Annotated in this window: 23 protein-coding genes; 4 read left to right on the top strand and 19 right to left on the bottom strand. The window is 40.7% G+C overall.

The features are described 5' to 3' along the window. Window positions 1-8 precede the first annotated feature (8 nt). Window positions 9-803, bottom strand: a complete 795-nt coding sequence (locus tag FEE42_RS06060; RefSeq protein ID WP_164027933.1) for a TroA family protein — start codon at window positions 801-803, stop codon at window positions 9-11. 187 nt (window positions 804-990) lie between these two features. On the opposite strand from FEE42_RS06060, the gene FEE42_RS06065 reads away from it, so the two are divergent. After that, entirely contained in the window at window positions 991-1329 is a 339-nt protein-coding gene (locus FEE42_RS06065; RefSeq protein ID WP_059365881.1) for a helix-hairpin-helix domain-containing protein, read from the top strand. A gap of 53 nt (window positions 1330-1382) precedes the next feature. Here the strand turns inward: FEE42_RS06065 and FEE42_RS06070 are convergent, their stop codons facing one another. From FEE42_RS06070 to tatA, 13 genes are all read right to left on the bottom strand, one after another. Beyond that, the gene (locus FEE42_RS06070) at window positions 1383-1850 is read right to left on the bottom strand and encodes a surface-adhesin E family protein (protein WP_164027934.1); all 468 of its coding nucleotides are present in this window, start codon (window positions 1848-1850) and stop codon (window positions 1383-1385) included. A gap of 35 nt (window positions 1851-1885) precedes the next feature. Next, window positions 1886-2626, bottom strand: a complete 741-nt coding sequence (pflA, locus tag FEE42_RS06075; RefSeq protein WP_164027935.1) for a pyruvate formate lyase 1-activating protein — start codon at window positions 2624-2626, stop codon at window positions 1886-1888. A 127-nt stretch (window positions 2627-2753) separates the two neighbouring features. Further along, complete coding sequence (pflB, locus tag FEE42_RS06080) at window positions 2754-5066, bottom strand: formate C-acetyltransferase (protein ID WP_059365884.1); 2313 nt, start codon at window positions 5064-5066, stop codon at window positions 2754-2756. A gap of 52 nt (window positions 5067-5118) precedes the next feature. Beyond that, entirely contained in the window at window positions 5119-5970 is an 852-nt protein-coding gene (gene focA, locus FEE42_RS06085; RefSeq protein ID WP_059365885.1) for a formate transporter FocA, read from the bottom strand. Between the two features lie 191 nt (window positions 5971-6161). Continuing rightward, window positions 6162-6512 carry a 50S ribosomal protein L19 gene (gene rplS, locus FEE42_RS06090; RefSeq protein ID WP_059365886.1) on the bottom strand — a complete coding sequence of 117 codons (351 nt, stop codon included), beginning with the start codon at window positions 6510-6512 and terminating at the stop codon, window positions 6162-6164. Window positions 6513-6536: 24 nt separating this feature from the next. Beyond that, window positions 6537-7286, bottom strand: coding sequence for a tRNA (guanosine(37)-N1)-methyltransferase TrmD (gene trmD / locus FEE42_RS06095; RefSeq protein ID WP_135969054.1), 750 nt, complete (start codon window positions 7284-7286; stop codon window positions 6537-6539). A 57-nt stretch (window positions 7287-7343) separates the two neighbouring features. Further along, window positions 7344-7871, bottom strand: coding sequence for a ribosome maturation factor RimM (gene rimM, locus FEE42_RS06100; protein ID WP_059365888.1), 528 nt, complete (start codon window positions 7869-7871; stop codon window positions 7344-7346). Window positions 7872-7902: 31 nt separating this feature from the next. Beyond that, entirely contained in the window at window positions 7903-8151 is a 249-nt protein-coding gene (gene rpsP, locus FEE42_RS06105; RefSeq protein WP_005540791.1) for a 30S ribosomal protein S16, read from the bottom strand. A 224-nt stretch (window positions 8152-8375) separates the two neighbouring features. Then, window positions 8376-9725 carry an NADP-specific glutamate dehydrogenase gene (gene gdhA / locus FEE42_RS06110; protein ID WP_164027936.1) on the bottom strand — a complete coding sequence of 450 codons (1350 nt, stop codon included), beginning with the start codon at window positions 9723-9725 and terminating at the stop codon, window positions 8376-8378. A gap of 225 nt (window positions 9726-9950) precedes the next feature. Then, window positions 9951-10973 (bottom strand): porphobilinogen synthase, encoded by a 1023-nt coding sequence (gene hemB, locus FEE42_RS06115; protein WP_059365890.1) that lies wholly within the window; start codon window positions 10971-10973, stop codon window positions 9951-9953. Between the two features lie 59 nt (window positions 10974-11032). After that, entirely contained in the window at window positions 11033-11809 is a 777-nt protein-coding gene (gene tatC / locus FEE42_RS06120; RefSeq protein WP_059365891.1) for a twin-arginine translocase subunit TatC, read from the bottom strand. 9 nt (window positions 11810-11818) lie between these two features. Next, entirely contained in the window at window positions 11819-12370 is a 552-nt protein-coding gene (gene tatB / locus FEE42_RS06125; RefSeq protein WP_059365892.1) for a Sec-independent protein translocase protein TatB, read from the bottom strand. A gap of 3 nt (window positions 12371-12373) precedes the next feature. Next, window positions 12374-12604, bottom strand: a complete 231-nt coding sequence (gene tatA, locus FEE42_RS06130) for a twin-arginine translocase TatA/TatE family subunit (protein ID WP_059365893.1) — start codon at window positions 12602-12604, stop codon at window positions 12374-12376. Window positions 12605-12795: 191 nt separating this feature from the next. Here tatA and asd point away from each other — a divergent pair, with 191 nt between their 5' ends. Together asd and FEE42_RS06140 are read left to right on the top strand one after the other, a co-directional pair. Next, window positions 12796-13665: an archaetidylserine decarboxylase gene (asd, locus tag FEE42_RS06135; protein ID WP_059365894.1), complete on the top strand. Its 870-nt coding sequence runs from the start codon at window positions 12796-12798 to the stop codon at window positions 13663-13665. A gap of 22 nt (window positions 13666-13687) precedes the next feature. Next, complete coding sequence (locus FEE42_RS06140; protein ID WP_164027937.1) at window positions 13688-14311, top strand: FKBP-type peptidyl-prolyl cis-trans isomerase; 624 nt, start codon at window positions 13688-13690, stop codon at window positions 14309-14311. Window positions 14312-14376: 65 nt separating this feature from the next. Here FEE42_RS06140 and FEE42_RS06145 read toward each other — a convergent pair whose 3' ends face one another. The 3 genes from FEE42_RS06145 to proB all read right to left on the bottom strand — a co-directional run bounded on the left by FEE42_RS06145 (window position 14377) and on the right by proB (window position 16223). Next, window positions 14377-14673: a hypothetical protein gene (locus tag FEE42_RS06145; RefSeq protein WP_135969060.1), complete on the bottom strand. Its 297-nt coding sequence runs from the start codon at window positions 14671-14673 to the stop codon at window positions 14377-14379. A gap of 93 nt (window positions 14674-14766) precedes the next feature. After that, on the bottom strand, window positions 14767-15111 hold the full coding sequence (locus tag FEE42_RS06150) for a hypothetical protein (protein WP_059365897.1): 345 nt from the start codon (window positions 15109-15111) through the stop codon (window positions 14767-14769). An 11-nt stretch (window positions 15112-15122) separates the two neighbouring features. Then, window positions 15123-16223 carry a glutamate 5-kinase gene (gene proB / locus FEE42_RS06155; protein ID WP_135969061.1) on the bottom strand — a complete coding sequence of 367 codons (1101 nt, stop codon included), beginning with the start codon at window positions 16221-16223 and terminating at the stop codon, window positions 15123-15125. 119 nt (window positions 16224-16342) lie between these two features. On the opposite strand from proB, the gene folA reads away from it, so the two are divergent. Next, entirely contained in the window at window positions 16343-16825 is a 483-nt protein-coding gene (folA, locus tag FEE42_RS06160) for a type 3 dihydrofolate reductase (protein ID WP_135969062.1), read from the top strand. Between the two features lie 42 nt (window positions 16826-16867). On the opposite strand, the gene clpB is transcribed toward folA, so the two are convergent. Both clpB and FEE42_RS06170 read right to left on the bottom strand, forming a co-directional pair. Then, window positions 16868-19438 (bottom strand): ATP-dependent chaperone ClpB, encoded by a 2571-nt coding sequence (clpB, locus tag FEE42_RS06165; RefSeq protein WP_059365900.1) that lies wholly within the window; start codon window positions 19436-19438, stop codon window positions 16868-16870. 138 nt (window positions 19439-19576) lie between these two features. Then, window positions 19577-20143, bottom strand: a complete 567-nt coding sequence (locus tag FEE42_RS06170) for a 5-formyltetrahydrofolate cyclo-ligase (RefSeq protein WP_059368809.1) — start codon at window positions 20141-20143, stop codon at window positions 19577-19579. Between the last annotated feature and the right edge of the window lie 5 nt (window positions 20144-20148).

Genomic DNA, 20148 nt, shown 5'->3' on the forward strand with positions numbered 1-20148 from the left:
CGCTAGCCCTAATGTAAGGTGTTGTATTGGTTATAAATCAGTTCTGCCCCCTGCCACACGCCGTGATCAAAACAATAGGTGTATTTCATTGGAATACGAAAGTGCGGTCGGTTTTGAAAAAGTTTTTGTAAAATCGGATGATTAAGTAACGCCGCTTGTTGGTTATAACTTTGTTTATCTGAGATTTCAATCAGTACATTCGGCTGGGAAAGCAACATTCTTTCGAGAGAAAAATTTTGTGCAGTGAGCAGCATTTTCAGCGGGGTTAATCCAAGCACATTAAGCAACGTGGAATATTGTGGAAAATCACTCTCCGCTACGCCTGTATCAGAAAGCATTAAGGTATCGGTAAAAGATAGATTTAACTTAAAATTCTTTAATTGCAATGTTTTTACCAAATGCGTTGCATGAATTTCATTACCGGTGATTTTGCCCAGCTTCAATATCAACGCGAAGAGTTCATCGGGTGTTTGCGGAGTATCGTTAAGGGGGATAATATTTGCTCCCAGTTTTTTCAAATCCTGTACAAGCTGAGGATAAAATGTTTCGTTGATAAATATAGTTTTGTCTAAATAAGGTAATAAAACGGCTAGCTGCGGCTCAAGAGCGGGCTTATCGGTGTTCACTTTGTCTAACATCATCAACGGTTTTTTAGAGTAGGCGGACATTGCTGCGATTTGCTCCGGGCGGGCAATGTCCAGTAACAGGCGATCGCTACACAGGGTCAAGGAGACAAACTGTTCTGCCCGTGCCGTTGCCATCGCAAAAAAAAGAGCGGTTGAACAAACAAAAAATTTAAACATAGCATACCAATTTTGATACTAAATCAATGGCGACCATTATTCATAAACAGCCGTTTTTATTTCATAACACCTAAACTTTTCGAGCATGATCGCAAAAGTGCGGTTGATTTCTTGTTTATTTTCATGGAAATAGAAAAAATATTGGTGTTGATTTTATCAACATTTTCATCATTAACAAGGAAACACTATGAAATTAATTAAAACCTTAATTCGCACACTCCTTTTAGGAAGTGCATTAATTAGTGCAAGCTCATTTGCAGAAGAAAAAACTGTGGAGCCTACGGCTACACAAACCGAGATTACCGAAAATGTGCTCTCAAAAAATATAGGCGATAAACTCAATATCAATACGGCAACGGCAAGTGAAATTCAAAAATTCTTAACCGGTATTGGGGCGAAAAAAGCAGAAGCAATCGTGCAATATCGTGAAAAATACGGTAATTTCACTACAGCCGAGCAACTGCTTGAAGTGCAAGGGATTGGCAAAGCAACCCTTGAAAAAAATCGTGATCGCTTAACTTTTTAAATATTGAAATATGCAAAGGTCGCAGATGAGCGACCTTTTACTATCTAACTAGATTATTTACTGTAATTCACACAAATAATCTGTGCTGCATTATAAAGCGTGGTTTTGGGTATTAAACGAATACTATACTTCTCTTGTTTTTTCGGTGCGGCACGTAGCCCCTCTCCCCAAAACTCATCATAAAAATCAGTGCGTACTTGTGTTAGGCGATAATTTTTACAATTTAAAATTTTATATTGGCGAACAGAACGTGCATAGCGTTTCGATTCTTTTGGGTAAACATATAAACCTTGGTCTAAATTAATTACTGCGTCAAAATGCACTTCTTTAGGTTCTTCGTTATCAACCCAAATAGAATCCGTATCTATGTAATAAGTCACATCTTTCACCAAGCGCACATATCCCTGGCGATCTTGCGTTGGCGGTGTCAGTTTAACATTCTGAAACGCTGTATTTTGTTGCGAGTGGATAGAACAAGCGGTCAGTAACAGAATAGGAAAGACCAAAATCAGTTTTTTCATCATTTCCTCCTTAGATTTAATGAGTTTATCTTCAATTAGAATTTAATAATATGTCCGTAACCCTCTAAAATTGATTTAATATGTTCCAACGATTCACGTGTCGGCGGTATTACATCTTCAAGCTCATAATCAAAACCGAGTGTTTTCCATTTATGCGCCCCAAGACGGTGATAAGGCAATAGCTCAACTTTTTCAATATTTTCCATTCCTTCAATAAATTGTCCAAGCAGATGGACATCATGATCACTGTCTGTATAACCCGGAACCACTACATAGCGAATCCAGGTTCTTTGATTACGTTTTTGCAAATATTTAGCGAATTCCAGCGTTCGTTTATTAGGCACACCGATCAAATTTTGGTGAACTTGATCATTTAGTTCCTTCAAATCGAGTAAAACAAGATCGGTAACATCCAAGAGTTCATCAATCACGGGATCATAATGACGGACAAAACCATTGGTATCAAGACAAGTATTAATCCCCTCTTTTTTACAAGCACGGAACCAGTCCCGTACAAATTCCGCCTGAAGAATCGCCTCACCACCTGATGCCGTCACACCGCCACCCGTTGCATTCATAAAATGACGATAACTCACCACTTCTTTCATTAGCTCGTCAACACTGATTTCTCTACCGCCATCCAAATCCCAAGTATCTCGGTTGTGACAGTATTTACAACGCATAAGACAGCCTTGCATAAATAAAATAAAACGAATGCCCGGACCGTCTACCGTACCACAAGACTCAAATGAATGAATTCTTCCTAAAACAGACATAATAAACTCACAATTAAAAATATAGCTAAATTTTATCAGAATATACAATAATAAAAAATGAGCCTGATTTCACTCAGGCTCACTATTTCGATATTTCCGCTAAAGTGCGGTCAATTTTTTCAAAATTTTACATGGTTTCCGTAAAGGTACGGGTAATCACGTCTTGTTGTTGCTCTTTAGTCAAAGAGTTAAAACGCACCGCATAGCCTGACACACGAATGGTTAATTGTGGATATTTATCCGGATTTTCCATTGCATCTAACAACATTTCACGGTTCAACACATTAACATTTAAGTGTTGGCCGCCTTCAACGGTTGCTTCATGATGGAAATAACCATCCATCAAACCTGCAAGGTTACGACGTTGTGCTTCTGCATCTTTACCTAATGCATTTGGTACGATTGAGAAAGTGTAAGAAATTCCATCTTTTGCATAAGCAAACGGAAGTTTAGCTACAGATGTTAATGACGCTACCGCACCCTTTTGGTCACGACCGTGCATTGGGTTTGCCCCAGGTCCGAATGGTGCACCGGCACGGCGACCATCCGGTGTATTACCTGTTTTCTTACCATATACCACGTTAGAGGTGATAGTAAGTACGGATTGAGTAGGTACTGCATTGCGATAAGTTTTGAGTTTTTGAATTTTCTTCATAAAGCGTTCAACCAAATCACACGCAATGTCATCTACACGGTTATCGTTGTTACCATATTGTGGATATTCGCCTTCGATTTCAAAATCGATTGCTACGTTAGAAGCAACAACATTCCCTTCTTTATCTTTAATGTCGCCACGGATTGGTTTTACTTTGGCATATTTGATTGCAGAAAGTGAATCCGCCGCCACAGAAAGACCAGCAATACCACACGCCATTGTGCGATATACATCACGATCATGTAATGCCATTAATGCCGCTTCATATGAATATTTATCATGCATATAGTGGATAATATTTAGCGCAGTCACATATTGTTTTGCTAACCAATCCATGAAACTATCCATGCGGGTCATTACAGTATCAAAATCTAATACTTCATCTGTAATCGGTGCAGTTTTAGGTCCAACTTGCATACCTAATTTTTCATCAACACCACCATTGATTGCGTATAGCAAGGTTTTCGCTAAGTTCGCACGAGCCCCGAAGAATTGCATTTGTTTACCGACAATCATCGGTGATACGCAACATGCGATTGCATAATCATCGTTATTGAAGTCAGGACGCATTAAATCATCGTTTTCATACTGAACGGATGAAGTATCAATAGAAACTTTTGCACAGAAACGTTTGAAGTTTTCCGGTAATTGTTCAGACCAAAGAATAGTAAGGTTTGGCTCCGGAGAAGTTCCCATATTATAAAGGGTATGCAAAATACGGAAGGTATTTTTGGTCACTAATGTACGACCGTCCAATCCCATACCGGCGATGGTTTCTGTTGCCCACATTGGGTCGCCGGAGAATAATTGATCATATTCAGGCGTACGTAAGAAACGCACCATACGTAGTTTCATCACTAAGTGATCAACTAATTCTTGTGCTTCCCCTTCCGTGATTTTGCCTGCTTTTAAGTCGCGTTCAATGTAAATATCAATGAAGGTAGCAGTACGACCAAATGACATTGCCGCACCATTTTGCGATTTAATTGCGGCTAAATAAGCAAAATACATCCATTGAATTGCTTCTTGTGCATTCGTTGCCGGATTAGAAATATCGTAGCCGTAACTTGCCGCCATTTGTTTCATTTGAGCAAGTGCACGGTGTTGCTCTGCGATTTCTTCACGTAAACGAATCGTTGCTTCAAGATCAATACCATTTTCAAGATTTTCTTGTAGAGAGGAGAATTGGGCGTATTTATCTTTCATTAAGAAATCGACACCGTAAAGTGCAACGCGGCGATAATCCCCGATGATACGACCACGACCATAAGCATCCGGTAAACCGGTTAACACACCGGATTTACGACAACGTAAAATGTCCGGAGTATAAACATCAAACACCCCTTGGTTATGGGTTTTACGATATTCGGTAAAGATTTTTTTCACTTCCGGATCAAGCTCGCGACCATAAACTTTACATGACCCCTCTACCATTTTGATACCACCAAATGGCATGATCGCACGTTTTAAAGGTGCATCGGTCTGAAGACCAACGATTTTTTCTAAATCTTTATTGATATAACCCGGTGCGTGAGAAATGATCGTTGATGGTGTATGCTCATCAAAGTCCAATGGGGCATGTGTGCGGTTTTCAATTTTAATCCCTTCCATAACGGTTTCCCAAAGCTTAGTTGTCGCTTCGGTCGGCCCTGCTAAGAAAGAATCGTCACCTTCATATGGTGTATAGTTTTTTTGAATAAAATCACGTACATTGACATTTTCTTGCCAATCACCGCCTGTAAAACCAGCCCAAGCAACTTTTTGTGCATCATTAAGTTCTGACATAGTCATTTCCTTTGTTAATTATTAAAAATAAACCCTTTCAATTCATTAATGGCTAATGAGATCTTGTCAAGTAACGTTGAAATAAGGCAACGCAAACTGCACCGCCTACAATATTACCCAACGTTACCGGTATTAAATTCTTTACAATAAAATTGTAGACATTTAAATCAGCGTATTTGTTCGCTTCAATGCCTAATTGTAGCCAAAATTCAGGACTACTATAATGTGCGGTCATAATTCCCATAGGAATCATAAACATATTCGCCACACAGTGTTCAAAACCTGATGCCACAAATAAGGCAATCGGCAAAATCATAATAAATGCCTTATCTACAACTGTCTTTCCCGAATAAGATAACCAAACCGCCAAGCACACCATAATGTTACATAAAATGCCTAAATTAAAGGCTTCAAACCAAGTATGATGAATTTTATGTTGTGCCACTGTAAGTATAGTTAGACCCCATTGACCGTTTGCAACCATAGTTTGACCGCCAAACCAAATAAGCGCGGTAATAATTAGACCACCGATAAAGTTTCCAAAATATACTGCAATCCAATTACGAAGCATTTGCCATGTTGTGATTTTACCAGCAATACGGGCAATAAATGTGATAGTGGATGAAGTAAAGAGTTCCGCCCCCAATAACACCACCATAATGACTCCGATAGAGAAAACTATTCCGCCTACCAGTTTAGCTAATCCCCATGATACTTCAACAAGTGCGGTCTGCGTGGTTGTATAAAATACAAATGCTAGTGCAATGCAAGCACCGGCACTGATACCCGACATAAAAGAAAGTAAAGGTCGTTTTCGAGCTTTATAAGTTGCGCTATCTTCTGCGAAATTTGTCGCTTCGATTGGAGTTAATGCTACTATTGAAGAATTTTTAACATCTGGCATAAAACACCTTATATAGAGCCTTCATTTTTAGTATTGTAGTTATAATTTGGAGACATTTTACTCTCTTAACTATTCTTTGCAATAAACATTAATAAACAAAATTTGATATTTTACAACTTTTGTTAAAGTTTTATTTTTCAATATAAAAAAAGCTTGGAAAAAACCAAGCTTTTATATTTTTTTCAGTGAAATTATTCACCCAAACGCTCTTTAATACGAGCAGACTTACCTGAACGCTCACGTAAGTAGTAAAGTTTCGCTTTACGTACCGCACCTTTACGTTTAACAGAGATTGAATCTACCGCCGGTGAGTGAGTTTGGAATACACGCTCAACACCTACGCCATTAGATACTTTGCGTAAAGTGAACGCAGAGTGCAAGCCACGGTTACGAATTGCAATAACCACGCCTTCGAATGCCTGCAAGCGGCGTTTGCTACCTTCAACAACCCATACTTTAACTTCTAAAGTATCACCTGGGCGAAAGCTAGGTACATTTTGTTTTAATTGTTCTTGTTCAAGTTGTTTGATAATGTTAGACATTTTTAATCCTTTGTTATCCTAGAATTAACTGATTTTACTGTTATGCTCGGTTTGCACCTGTTTTAACAGCCTACATTGTTCGTCAGTCAGAGCTAGGCTTTCTAAGAGCTCAGGGCGGCGGAGCCATGTTCGTTTTAGTGATTGTTTTAATCGCCACTTACGAATTTCTTCATGATGCCCCGACATCAGCACTGGTGGTACGGTTAAGCCTTCTAACACTTCCGGACGGGTGTAATGCGGACAATCCAGCAATCCGTCTGCAAAAGAATCCTCTTCTGCCGAAGCCTGCTTGCCTAATACACCGGGAATAAAACGGGCAATAGCATCAATTAATGTCATTGCCGGCAATTCTCCGCCAGTTAAGACGTAATCTCCGACTGACCATTCTTCATCAATTTCAGTTTCAATCAATCGTTCATCAATACCTTCATAACGACCACAGACCAAAATTAATTTTTGGTTTTGTGCTAATGTCGTTACACCGTTTTGATCAAGTTTACGTCCTTGCGGTGAAAGATAAATTACCTTTGCACCCTCTCCCGCAACCGCTTTTGCCGCATGAATAGCATCCCGTAAAGGTTGTACCATCATCAGCATCCCCGGACCGCCACCATAAGGTCGGTCATCAACGGTTTTATGCTTATCATGCGTGAAATCACGAGGATTCCAACATTGCACCTGCAAGAGATTGTGTTTTACAGCTTTGCCGGTTACCCCAAATTCCGTAATCGCTTTAAACATTTCGGGGAATAAACTAATTATCCCAATCCACATGATTTGACCCTACTTTAGTTTAAAAACATACAGCATTACGTTTATGCATACTTGAGATTAGAAACCAGCGTCCCAATCCACTTCGATAGTTTTCGTGGTGAGATCGACTCTTTTAACTACTTGTTCATACAAAAACGGAATTAACCGTTCCTGTTTTCCAAAAGCATCTTTTGTATTTGCTTTAACCACCAAAACATCATTAGAACCGGTTTCCATCATCTCCGTTACCGTTCCCATAGTATAACCTTGAAGATTTACGACGGAACAGCCGATTAAATCATGCCAGTAATAATCGCCTTCTTCAAGCTCAGGGAAAACGGACAAATCCACACCGATTTCAATATTTGCTAAAACCTGTGCGGATTCACGATCATCCACACCCTTCAGCTTAACAATCAGTTCGTGGTTATGATGACGCCAATTTTCAAGTTCTGTTGGTTGCCACTCACCCTTAATTTTTAAAAACCAAGGCTGATAGTCAAAAATGCTTTCAGCATATTCGGTTGATGAATAAATACGCAACCACCCACGAATACCGTAAGTTGAGCCTAATTTGCCCACAACTTCAATACGTTGTTGTTCCATATTTTTCACCTATCTCTCGTTTAAAAGCGAATTAAGCCGCTTTTTGAACTTCTTTTACCAAGCTCGCAACACGATCAGATAATGATGCGCCTTGACCTACCCAGTGGTTTACACGGTCTAAATCAATGCGAACACGTTCTGCTTTACCTTGTGCGATAGGGTTGAAAAAACCTACACGCTCAATGAAACGACCGTCACGCGGTGAACGGCTGTCAGCGACTACGATTTGATAAAATGGGCGTTTTTTAGCTCCGCCACGAGATAAACGAATGGTTACCATAACCTTCCTCTAAATGTTTGATTACTAAAAGAATATTTTCAAGTTCGAAAGACACTTAAAATATAACTTACTTTTTTCTCTGTATATATAGACAAAAAGCCCAAGGATTTTACACTTTTTGAACAAAAAGGCAAGTTAAAACAACGATGGAGAGACATAAATTCTATAAACAAAATGACCGCACTTTACAAAAAGAGCAGTCATTTTTGTTAAACATTTAGAAGTTAATAAACCCCTTGCGCCAACATCGCATCAGCCACTTTTACAAAACCGGCAACATTTGCGCCAACAACATAATTAATGTTTTCTTGACCTTTCACTACACCGTATTTTTTACAGTTCGCGTGAATATCCAACATAATGCGGTGTAATTTGGCATCCACTTCTTCTGCCGTCCAATATAAACGTTGCGAACTTTGTGCCATTTCCAAACCGGAGGTTGCCACCCCGCCTGCATTTGCCGCTTTACCCGGGCCGAATAATACACCGGCTTCTAAAAACGCATCGGTTGCTTCAATAGAAGTTGGCATATTCGCCCCTTCTGCTACCAATTGCACCCCATTTGCAATTAATGCTTTTGCATCGGCAATTTCAAGTTCATTTTGTGTTGCACAAGGAAGTGCGATATCCGCTTTAACTTCCCAAGGGCGTTTACCTTCCACATACTGCAAGCCGAATTGTTCCGCATAGTCTTTCACTCGACCGCGTTTAACATTTTTGATATATAAAAGTGCGGTTAATTTTTCAGCGGTAAAGCCTTCCGGATCATAAACATAACCGGATGAATCCGAGCAAGTAACGACTTTTGCACCTAGTGACAAAGCTTTTTCAATAGCATATTGCGCCACATTTCCCGAGCCTGAAACAGACACCACTTTCCCTGCAAAACTATCTCCTTTTTCCGCTAACATGGCTTGGGCAAAATAAACCAAACCATAGCCGGTTGCTTCAGGGCGAATTAAGCTACCGCCGAAAGATAAACCACGACCGGTAAATACACAAGCAGCCTGATTGGATAATTTTTTCATATAACCGGCAAGGTATCCCACTTCGCGAGCACCCACTCCAATATCCCCGGCAGGCACATCCGTATCCGACCCGATATGGCGATACAATTCTGATATCAACGCCTGACAAAAACGCATCACTTCCGCATCAGATTTACCTTTGGGATCAAAATCCGAACCGCCTTTAGCGCCCCCCATTGGTAAGGTTGTCAACGCATTTTTGAAAATTTGTTCAAAACCTAAAAATTTTAAGATTGAGAGATTAACGGAAGGATGAAAACGCATTCCGCCTTTGTAAGGCCCGATTGCACTATTAAATTGTACACGGAATGCACGATTTACTTGAACTTGACCTTTATCATCCGTCCACGCTACACGAAACTGAAAGGCTCGTTCCGGTTCGACCAAGCGCTCTAATAACGCTTCGGAACGATATTTCGGATTCGCTTCCAAAAACGGCCAAATGGACGTAAAAACTTCACGAACCGCTTGCAAAAACTCCGGTTGGTGACCATCACGTTGTGCAACTTTTGCTAAAAACTCGTCTAAAGATGTGATTGTTGACATACTCGTTTCCTTCTTAACGTATTAATGTTGTGTTTGTTTTTTATTATTTACCACCGTTCTATGACGGAGTGAGAAACAATATGCAATGACTTATTTAATATTGCAATTATTTTTTTAAGGAAAAAATGAAGAAAAAATAAAAAATGAGAAAATATTTAATATTTTCTCATTTCTATTGAATTTTATCTAATTTTGATGATAAAGATCACATTTTACCGAAAAAGGCTATTTATCCTTTCCTTCCAAATACAACCATTCAGCTACTTGTTTGGCGAAATAAGTCAAAATACCATCTGCTCCGGCGCGTTTAAAACAAAGTAGCGATTCCATAATACATTCTTTCTCTTTCAGCCAACCATTTTGAATGGCCGCCATATGCATCGCATATTCACCGGATACCTGATAAGCAAAAGTCGGCACACCGAAATATTCTTTTACCCGATAAACCATATCCAAATACGGCATACCCGGTTTCACCATCACCATATCAGCACCTTCCTGTAAATCAAAGGCAACTTCCTGCAAACCTTCATCACCGTTTGCCGGATCCAGTTGATAAGTTTTCTTATCACCGCCTTTCAAGTTACCCGATGATCCGACCGCATCACGGAAAGGCCCGTAATAATTAGAGGCATATTTTGCAGAATACGCCATAATTTGCGTATTAACAAAACCGTTGTCTTCCAATGCTTGACGGATTCGCCCAATACGTCCGTCCATCATATCGCTAGGTGCGACAATATCCGCCCCGGCTTCGGCATGAGAAAGGGCTTGTTTAACTAAAACATCCGTTGTCGTGTCGTTTAGTACATAGCCTTCTTCATCAATAATACCGTCTTGCCCGTGAATCGTGTACGGATCAAGCGCTACATCCGTCAGCACACCTAATTCGGGATAAGTCGATTTTAACGCGCTTACCGCTCGTTGAACCAGACCATTCGGATTGTAGGCTTCTTCTGCCATGAGGGATTTTTTGCCAGCCTCAATGACTGGAAAAAGAGCAATAACCGGCACACCATATTTCACCAAAAGTCTGGCTTCAATTAATAATTGATCAATGGTTAAACGTTCCACGCCCAGCATAGAAGGCACGGGCTCACGGTAGTTTTCGCCTTCTAAAATAAACACGGGATAGATTAAATCATCCGCTGTCAATTTGTTTTCGGCCACTAAACGGCGGCTAAAATCCTGTTTACGCAAACGGCGTAGGCGACGGGCAGGAAATCCGGTAAAAATTTGTTGAGTCATATTTCATCCTTAATTATCTGGCTGCTTAATTACAATAAGGGGGGCTATGCCCCCATTCATTATTCTGATTTTTCAGATTCTGACGAATTTTCAACCGCACTTTCTTCATCATTGTCTTTCGGTTGATAAAAACGTGCCACTAATAAGCCGAGTTCAAACAATAAACACATCGGCACGGCAAGTAAAGTCTGTGAAAAGATATCGGGCGGTGTCAAAATCATCCCAACAAAAAATGCCCCAACGATAACATAAGGGCGCTTTTCAGAAAGGGATTTCACCGTAGTAACGCCTGTCCAACAAAGCAAAATAATGGCAACCGGTACTTCAAAACATATACCGAAAGCAAGGAATAATGCTAAAGCAAAATCAAGATAGCTACTAATATCCGTAGCAATAGCAACCCCTTCCGGTGCAGTTTGGGTAAAAAAGCCAAATACGAACGGAAATACCACGTAGTAGGCAAATGCAACGCCGCAATAGAATAAAATCGTGCTGGAAAACAGTAATGGGTAAATCATCCGTTTTTCATGCTGATACAACGCGGGGGCAACAAATGCCCAAATTTGATAAAGCAAATAAGGCACGGAAATAAACACTGCCACAATTGCGGTTAATTTAATCGGTGTGAAAAACGGTGTTTGAATATTTGTCGCAATCATTGTTGCCCCTTTCGGCATCACCGCTGTTAGCGGCGCAGCGACAAAATGATAAATATCGTTTGAAAAATACACCAAGGCAAGAAACACCAAAACCACGCAAATCACACTACGTAGCAAGCGGTTTCTTAATTCGACAAGGTGGGTTATGAGGGGTTGAGATTCATCCACGTGACTCATAAAAACTCTCTATGGTTGGGATTTTAATTTTGTTGGCGGCGCAACACCTATATCATCCGGCGGATAATAATCAGATAAGCGTTCGGTTAATTCCGCTTGCTCATGCGGCTCAAGTGCGGTCAAATTCGACGCCGTTTTTTCATCCTCTTGGTTTTCCATAGGCTCTTCTTCAGGAATTGGCGACTCCGTAAATTTATCCCTATTTTCAGCCGCACTTTTAATTTCTTTAATTTGCTCTTCTACCGTTGTGCCCGCCTCTGCCGCCTTACTTTCCAGTTCGGCACGCATTTTATCCGCTTGTACTTTTAACTCTTCAACGGTTTTACTTAGCTCGGGAGAAAGCGTTTGCAAATTCAAAGATTCCGCCTTCTTAATACTATCCTGCAATTCTTGTAATTTCAGTTCTTGTTTTAATTCATTTTGAACATTAGCCGCTAGCCCGCGAATGGTTTTTACCCAGCCCATAACAGTTCTGATCGCCACAGGCAAGCGCTTAGGCCCCAGTACAACCAGCCCCACGATCATTAATAAAACAAGTTCGGAAAAACCAACATCAAACACGGGTTATACCTGTTCTTTTTCTTTTACTGTCTCAGTTTTTGCAGCTTCAGTATTGTTATCAATAGACTTAAACTCTGCATCCTTGGTTTTTGGCTCATCATCTTGCATCGCTTTTTTAAAACCTTTTACCGCAGCACCAAGATCAGAGCCTGCATTTCTTAATTTTTTCGTACCGAAAACCAACAAAATCACCACTAATAAAATGATCATTTGTGCAGGGGATAAACCAAACATAATAAAACTCCGTTCTAAAAATGAAAATTTGGGGCTGAATATACTCTTTTTGATTTCGTTGAACAATAGCTAAGGGGGATTATTTTCTGATCTAACGCAAAGTGCGGTAGTTTTTTTCTATAAATTTAAAAGTTGGAAGAACGACAAAAATTGCTATAATCACCCCTCATTTTTTATGAGGAAAAACAAGTATGAACTCAATTTCTTACTGGCAACGCCTGAAAATCGCTTTTCAATATGTGATGCCTCAACTCTATTTAACCCGATTTGCCGGGTGGTTTGCAAAGCAAAAATGGGGAGCCGTGACACATCTTGCCATTAAAGCCTTTGCCAAAAAATACAACATTGATATGAGCATTGCACAAAAAGAACAATTCAATGAATACGCCAGTTTTAACGAATTTTTTATTCGTCCGCTAAAAAACAACAGTCGCCCAATTAATCAAAATCCGACCGCACTTTGCCTACCGGCGGACGGCCATATTAGCGAATGCGGTCATATTGATGACAACCTTTTATTGCAGGCAAAAGGCCATTTTTTTCGTTTAGAAGATCTCTTAGCAGAGGATAAAGAATTGGTCGAAACCTTTAAAAACGGGGAGTTTGCCACCACTTACCTTTCACCTCGTGATTATCACCGTGTACATATGCCCTGTGATGCGACGCTTCGTAAAATGATTTACGTACCGGGCGATTTATTTTCAGTGAATCCGTTTTTAGCCCGACACGTACCAAATTTATTCGCCCGTAACGAGCGCCTTATTTGTGTTTTTGATACGACATTCGGCACAATGGTGCAAATCCTCGTGGGTGCAACCATTACCGCCAGTATCGGCACAACGTGGGCGGGAATAATTAATCCGCCACGTCACAATGAAGTGAAAACTTGGACTTATGAAGGTGAAAGTGCGGTGAAATTTACCAAAGGTCAAGAAATGGGCTGGTTCCAACTCGGCTCGACCGTCATCAATTTATTCCAAGAAAATCAAGTGCATTTAGCCTCTCACCTCACTGCGGGCGAGCCGGTGCGCATGGGTGAAATTTTGGCATATAAAAATTAATTTTTAATTAAAAGGAAAACACATGAATTTTGAACAAATTAAATTAGAAAACCTTTCTGAAAAAGGAAGCTACGGTATTGGTTTACAAATCGGTCAGCAATTACTCGAAAGCCAAATGGATATTACCGTAGAAGCTCTCGCAAAAGGCATTTTCGATGCGTTAAATCATAATCAACCCGCCTTAGACATTAATGATTTAATGCTTTCCGTGCAACAACTTCAGCAACAAGCGGCAGAAGCACAACAAGCTCAATTCAAAACCATTGAAGAAGAAGGGAAAGCCTTTTTAGCGGAAAATGCAAAAAAATCCGGTGTAACCGTCACCGATAGTGGACTTCAATATGAAATCATCACGGAAGGTACGGGCGCAAAACCATCGGCAACCGATAAAATTCGCGTTCACTATACCGGTACATTACCAAACGGAACCGTGTTTGATAGTTCTGTATCACGCGGTCAGCCTGCGGAATTTCCGGTAAATGGTGTAATTCGCGGCTGGGTAGAAGCATTACAAATGATGCCGGTAGGATCTAAATGGAAACTCACCATTCCACACGAATTAGCCTACGGTGAACGGGGCGCAGGTGCTTCTATCCCACCATTCTCTACCCTTGTATTTGAAGTAGAATTATTGGATATTCTTTAATTCTCAATAACAAAAAGATAAAAAGTGCGGTTGAAATTCACCGCACTTTTTTATTCTTCGTCTTTTTAACGGTATCTGTTGCGTCCCCCATTACCCGAACTAAATCCGTCAAACCATGCGCTACGTTGCGTACTTGTCATCCCGTCACAATATTGAATACGTTGATTTAATTGGCTTTGACTGTATTTGGCATAATCCTTTCCCACACGATAGCCATCCAAATACCAATCATCCACATCATGACAAACAATGGTGTTAAGGCGCTTTTCATATTGATTGACTGAAATAGGCGAACGTGTGGAATGTTGCCCACAAGCGGATAAAGCTAAAATCATCGACGCGAGCATTAATTTTTTCATCATTTACTTCCTTAAATAAAAACACAAATTGAGGACAATAATTTAAAAGAAAAGTGCGGTCAAAAAGTTATGTGATTTTCTGACCGCACTTGAAGACTAAACTCGAGCTTGTTTTTTTCGTTTTTTCTTCCCTTGTTTTTTCTGAACCGGCGCACCTTTTTTGTAGCCCTGCATCCATGCAGATTTCAACCCATTAGAAACGCCACCGTACTGTTGGCAGTAGCTAATACGCTGCTGCAATAAACTTTGTTGATAGGTGCTGAACGTTTTTCCCACTCTAAAACCATCCAAGTACCAATCATCGACATCATTACAATCAGCCGTATTTAGGCGTTTTGTTGAGGCATTCACATAAAAGGGAGAACGCCCGACACCACTATCTGCCGACACATTTAACGTAAAAAAACCACATAAAAAACTAAAAATAAACACTTTTTTCACAACTACATCCTTTATAAAATAATCATATCATCACGGTGAAGCGCAACTGCGCCATATTCATAGCCCAAAATCGCTTCAATATCTTGCGATTTTTTTCCCATAATGCGTAACAAAGCCTCATTGTTATAACGTGGCATGCCGAGCGCAATGTCTTTGCCCGCCTGATTGCGAATTTTCACGACTTCACCACGGGAAAAACGCCCCTCCACAGCAACAATCCCCGCCGGTAAAAGGGATTTATTTTGAACCAGCATCGCCTGTTCCGCCCCTTCATCAATAGTAATCACACCGGCTGAAGGTGCGGCAAATAACCATTGCTTACGACTTTCCAAGCGATCGGTATGATGGGCGGTAAACTTCGAGCCAATATCCTGTTCGTGTGCCAAATCCACAATCACATTTGAACGATTACCCGGAGCAATAATCGTTTCAATACCGGAACGTGTTGCTACATCAGCGGCAATAATCTTAGTACTCATTCCGCCCGTACCCAGGGTTGTACCACTTCCTCCCGCAATGGAACGAATATGATCGGTAATTTTATCCACGACCGGAATCAATTTTGCCTCCGGATTTTTACGCGGATCACTATCAAATAACCCTTGCTGATCCGTTAAAAGATAAAGTTGTTCCGCTTGCACCAAAATCGCCACCAATGCCGATAAGTTATCATTATCCCCTACTTTAATTTCCGCCGTTGCCACCGCATCGTTTTCGTTAATCACGGGAATGATTCGGTTATCTAACAATGCGTGCAAGGTATCCCGCGCATTAAGAAAACGCTCGCGATCTTCAATATCCGCACGAGTCAGTAAAATTTGACCGATATGAATATCATAAATCGCAAACAATTTTTCCCACGCTTGAATGAGCTGGCTTTGCCCCACAGCGGCAAGTAATTGTTTCGATGCAATGGTTGGCGGTAATTGCGGGTGGTTCAAATAATGGCGACCTGCGGCAATAGCACCGGAGGTAACAATCACAATACGAAAACCTTCATGATGAAGTTGTGCAATTTGTCGCACAATTTCCATCATATGCGGTGAATTTAATTTGGGTGAACCTTGGGTTAAGGTGCTGGTACCGAACTTCACAACAATGGTTTTATTCATTTTATTAACCCTTTTTAATTATCAAAAAATGTCGCATACGTTAGCACTAAACTCATTAAAAAGCATTAAATTTGTATTGTGCTATGATATATTGCTCAGCAATTCAACAAGGAGCTTTTATGACGTTCAGTTTAATTGTCGCAACAACCCTTAACCATGTAATCGGCAAAGATAACCAAATGCCTTGGCATCTGCCGGCTGACCTTGCTTGGTTCAGAAAAAATACCACAGGGAAACCGGTCATTATGGGGCGCAAAACCTTTGAGAGTATTGGTCGCCCTCTCCCTAAACGGGTGAATATTGTGCTTTCGCGCAAACCGTTTGAACAGGAAGGTATCATCTGGAAAAACAGCCTCGAAAGTGCGGTTGATTTTGTCAGAGATTCTGAGGAAACTATGCTAATTGGCGGCGGTGAACTGTTTAAACAATATTTACCCCAAGCGGATAAACTCTATTTAACCCAAATTCAAGCGGAAATTGATGGCGATACCTTTTTCCCTGAATTAAATTGGGATGAATGGCATATTGAATTTGAAGAATATCGAGAAAAAGACAAAAAAAATCCTTATGATTGTCGGTTTTTGATTTTAAGTAGAAAGTAAAAAAGTGCGGTTAAAAATGACCGCACTTTTTGTATTTTAGATTTATTGTTTTGCTACAACCTTGCCATCGGTATAATCCACAGTTACCACACTGCTTGGCAGCAATTTACCGGAAAGGATTTGTTGTGCCAATGGATTTTCGATCTCTTGCTGAATCGCTCGTTTTAACGGGCGCGCACCATAAAGAGGGTCATAGCCTACTTCACCAATGAAATCAATGAGTGCTTCGCTGAATACAATTTCATAGCCACGGCTTTCCATACGTTTTGCCAGACGTTCTAATTGAATGCTTGCAATGGAACGGATATTTTCTTTCTCCAACGGGTGGAACACCACGGTTTCATCAATACGGTTGATAAATTCCGGACGGAAATGTTGCCCCACAACCGACATCACTCGATTTTTCATTTCCTCATAGCCTTCGCCTTGATGTTCCTGAATTAAATGGGAACCCAAGTTTGAGGTCATAATCACCACGGTATTACGGAAATCCACCGTTCTTCCTTGACCATCGGTTAAACGCCCGTCATCCAACACTTGTAACAAGATATTGAATACATCGGCGTGCGCTTTCTCAACCTCGTCAAGTAAAATCACAGAATAAGGACGACGACGAACCGCCTCCGTTAAATAACCGCCTTCTTCATAGCCCACATAACCCGGAGGCGCACCGACTAAACGGGAAACGCTGTGTTTTTCCATAAATTCCGACATATCAATGCGCACCATTGCATCATCACTGTCAAAGAGGAATTTTGCCAAAGTTTTACACAATTCCGTTTTCCCTACACCGGTTGGCCCTAAGAATAAGAAAGAACCAATCGGACGGTTTGGATCGGAAAGCCCGGCACGGCTACGGCGAATCGCATTGGCTACGGCATTCACCGCTTCGTTCTGACCAATCACACGTTTGTGCAATTCTTCTTCCATCCGCAACAGTTTTTCTTTTTCCCCTTCCATCATTTTGGACACTGGAATCCCTGTCGCTTTGGAAAGCACTTCTGCAATTTCTTCATCGGTCACACGATAACGTAATAAGCTCATTTCTTTGCCTTCGCTCGTTTCAGCCTGAGCAAGTTGTTTTTCCAATTCAGGAATGCGACCGTATTGTAGTTCCGACATTTTGTTTAAATCACCGGCACGGCGGGCTTGCTCCATTTCAGTTTTCGCCGCATCCAGTGCTTGTTTAATATGTTGTGAACCGGAAAGTGTGGCTTTTTCAGATTTCCATACTTCCTCTAATTCCGCATATTCACGTTCTTTATCGGCAAGTTCTTTTTCTAAGGTTTCCAAACGTTTACGGCTTGCCTCATCTTCCTCTTTTTTCAGTGCTTGTTGCTCCAATTTTAATTGGATAATGCGACGTTCAAGACGATCAAGCGGTTCCGGTTTGGAATCAATTTCCATACGAATACTGGATGCTGCTTCATCAATTAAATCAATGGCTTTATCCGGCAATTGGCGATCGGAAATATAACGATGTGAAAGGGTCGCCGCCGCCACAATCGCTGGGTCGGTAATATCCACATGGTGGTGAATTTCATAACGCTCTTTTAAACCACGTAAAATGGCGATAGTATCTTCTACGCTTGGTTCGTCCACAAACACTTTTTGAAAACGACGCTCCAATGCCGCATCTTTTTCAATATATTGACGATATTCATCTAAGGTTGTCGCCCCTACACAGTGCAATTCACCACGTGCCAAACTTGGTTTTAACAAGTTACCGGCATCCATGGCACCATCTGTTTTACCAGCGCCAACCATGGTGTGAATTTCATCAATAAATAGAATGACTCTGCCTTCTTCTTTTGCTAATTCATTCAATACCGCTTTCAAGCGTTCCTCAAATTCACCACGATATTTTGCGCCCGCAATCAACGCGCCCATATCTAAAGAAAGAACACGTTTATTTTTCAGCCCTTCCGGCACTTCACCGTTTACAATACGCTGCGCCAAACCTTCTACAATGGCGGTTTTCCCCACGCCCGGTTCGCCAATTAAGACCGGGTTATTTTTAGTCCGGCGTTGCAAAACTTGAATGGTTCGACGGATTTCTTCATCACGTCCAATCACCGGATCAAGTTTGCCGCTTTCTGCCCGTTTAGTTAAATCAATCGTATATTTTTCAAGAGCTTGTCTGCTTTCTTCCGCATTTTGATCGTTCACGCTTTGTCCTCCACGAATTTGTTGAATCGTTTGCGCAATTTGTTCTTTTTTCGCCCCGCATTTGGTTAAAACATCCTTTAACACGCCGCGTTCCTCTAATGTGGCAAGCAAAAACAACTCGCTTGAAATAAATTTATCTTGTCTTTGTTGGGCAAGTTTGTCGCATAAATTCAATAAGTTAAGTAATTGACGGGAAATTTGCACATCTCCCCCATTGCCGGAAACTTGCGGCAATTTATTGAGTTCGCTATTTAACTCATTACGCAATAAGGCAACATTTACCCCGCTTGCAGTTAAAATCGGGGCAACCGAGCCGTCTTGTTGGTTTAAAAGTGCGGTCAATAAATGCACCGGTTCGATAAATTGATTATCTTTGCCAAGCGCGAGAGATTGTGCCTCACTCAAGGCTTGTTGGAATTTTGTGGTAAATTTTTCTATATTCATTTTATCTTTCCCTCTTAAGTTACATTCAATTTGGCTTTCGCCGTTCACACAAGGTAAGTAAGATCATTTGGGGGGATTTCAAGGGGAAAAATGAAATATTTTTGATTTTACCTATCAATTAAATTGAAATGATAGATTTTACCCAATCAAAATATTAAAAAGCGGGATATCCCAATGTTCAATTGGCAATGTCTCAACCTGCTGGCAAGCATGGGCTAAACCAACAGGAATAAAGGCTTTTTGTTGCCAATTCTGCAATGTACGATCATAAAATCCACCGCCCATTCCCAATCGGTTTCCCTGTTTGTCAAATGCGACCAAGGGAGTAAAAAGAATATCCAACTCATTGATTGGTAACACATTCTGAACATTCAATTTTGGTTCCCAAATGCCAAAACGGTTTTGCACCATCGGAGTGTCAGGCAAATACTGTAAAAAGAGTAAGTGATTTTTCGCAAAAGGGTGCAAGACGGGTAAAAATACTTTTTTATTTTTTTTCCAGAGGGTTTTTATTAGGGATTGGGTTGAAATTTCACCATCAAAAGAGAGATATAACGCGATATTTTTTGCCTGACGGCGTTCTATCAAATTAAGGGCTTGCTGCGTAACGGTTTGCTCTGCCTGCTGTTGTTGAAGTGCGGTCAAATTCGAGCGAGTTTTTCGAATCTGACGACGAATTTGTTGGCGTTGTTGCTGAATATTCATAAAGG

It is taken from the genome of Rodentibacter caecimuris, from assembly GCF_010587025.1.
GTDB classification, from domain to species: Bacteria; Pseudomonadota; Gammaproteobacteria; order Enterobacterales; family Pasteurellaceae; genus Rodentibacter; species Rodentibacter caecimuris.

Bases quoted from the DNA above. Each gene is read 5' to 3' on its own strand.
- clpB (WP_059365900.1), bottom strand. From the start codon at position 19,438: ATGAATATAGAAAAATTTACCACAAAATTCCAACAAGCCTTGAGTGAG.
- folA (WP_135969062.1), top strand. From the start codon at position 16,343: ATGACGTTCAGTTTAATTGTCGCAACAACCCTTAACCATGTAATCGGC.
- tatC (WP_059365891.1), bottom strand. From the start codon at position 11,809: ATGAGTCACGTGGATGAATCTCAACCCCTCATAACCCACCTTGTCGAA.
- FEE42_RS06145 (WP_135969060.1), bottom strand. From the start codon at position 14,673: ATGATGAAAAAATTAATGCTCGCGTCGATGATTTTAGCTTTATCCGCT.
- rpsP (WP_005540791.1), bottom strand. From the start codon at position 8,151: ATGGTAACCATTCGTTTATCTCGTGGCGGAGCTAAAAAACGCCCATTT.
- FEE42_RS06140 (WP_164027937.1), top strand. From the start codon at position 13,688: ATGAATTTTGAACAAATTAAATTAGAAAACCTTTCTGAAAAAGGAAGC.
- FEE42_RS06065 (WP_059365881.1), top strand. From the start codon at position 991: ATGAAATTAATTAAAACCTTAATTCGCACACTCCTTTTAGGAAGTGCA.
- proB (WP_135969061.1), bottom strand. From the start codon at position 16,223: ATGAATAAAACCATTGTTGTGAAGTTCGGTACCAGCACCTTAACCCAA.
- hemB (WP_059365890.1), bottom strand. From the start codon at position 10,973: ATGACTCAACAAATTTTTACCGGATTTCCTGCCCGTCGCCTACGCCGT.
- FEE42_RS06060 (WP_164027933.1), bottom strand. From the start codon at position 803: ATGTTTAAATTTTTTGTTTGTTCAACCGCTCTTTTTTTTGCGATGGCA.
- rplS (WP_059365886.1), bottom strand. From the start codon at position 6,512: ATGTCTAACATTATCAAACAACTTGAACAAGAACAATTAAAACAAAAT.
- pflB (WP_059365884.1), bottom strand. From the start codon at position 5,066: ATGTCAGAACTTAATGATGCACAAAAAGTTGCTTGGGCTGGTTTTACA.
- gdhA (WP_164027936.1), bottom strand. From the start codon at position 9,725: ATGTCAACAATCACATCTTTAGACGAGTTTTTAGCAAAAGTTGCACAA.
- pflA (WP_164027935.1), bottom strand. From the start codon at position 2,626: ATGTCTGTTTTAGGAAGAATTCATTCATTTGAGTCTTGTGGTACGGTA.
- tatA (WP_059365893.1), bottom strand. From the start codon at position 12,604: ATGTTTGGTTTATCCCCTGCACAAATGATCATTTTATTAGTGGTGATT.
- focA (WP_059365885.1), bottom strand. From the start codon at position 5,970: ATGCCAGATGTTAAAAATTCTTCAATAGTAGCATTAACTCCAATCGAA.
- rimM (WP_059365888.1), bottom strand. From the start codon at position 7,871: ATGGAACAACAACGTATTGAAGTTGTGGGCAAATTAGGCTCAACTTAC.
- FEE42_RS06070 (WP_164027934.1), bottom strand. From the start codon at position 1,850: ATGAAAAAACTGATTTTGGTCTTTCCTATTCTGTTACTGACCGCTTGT.
- asd (WP_059365894.1), top strand. From the start codon at position 12,796: ATGAACTCAATTTCTTACTGGCAACGCCTGAAAATCGCTTTTCAATAT.
- FEE42_RS06170 (WP_059368809.1), bottom strand. From the start codon at position 20,143: ATGAATATTCAGCAACAACGCCAACAAATTCGTCGTCAGATTCGAAAA.
- trmD (WP_135969054.1), bottom strand. From the start codon at position 7,286: ATGTGGATTGGGATAATTAGTTTATTCCCCGAAATGTTTAAAGCGATT.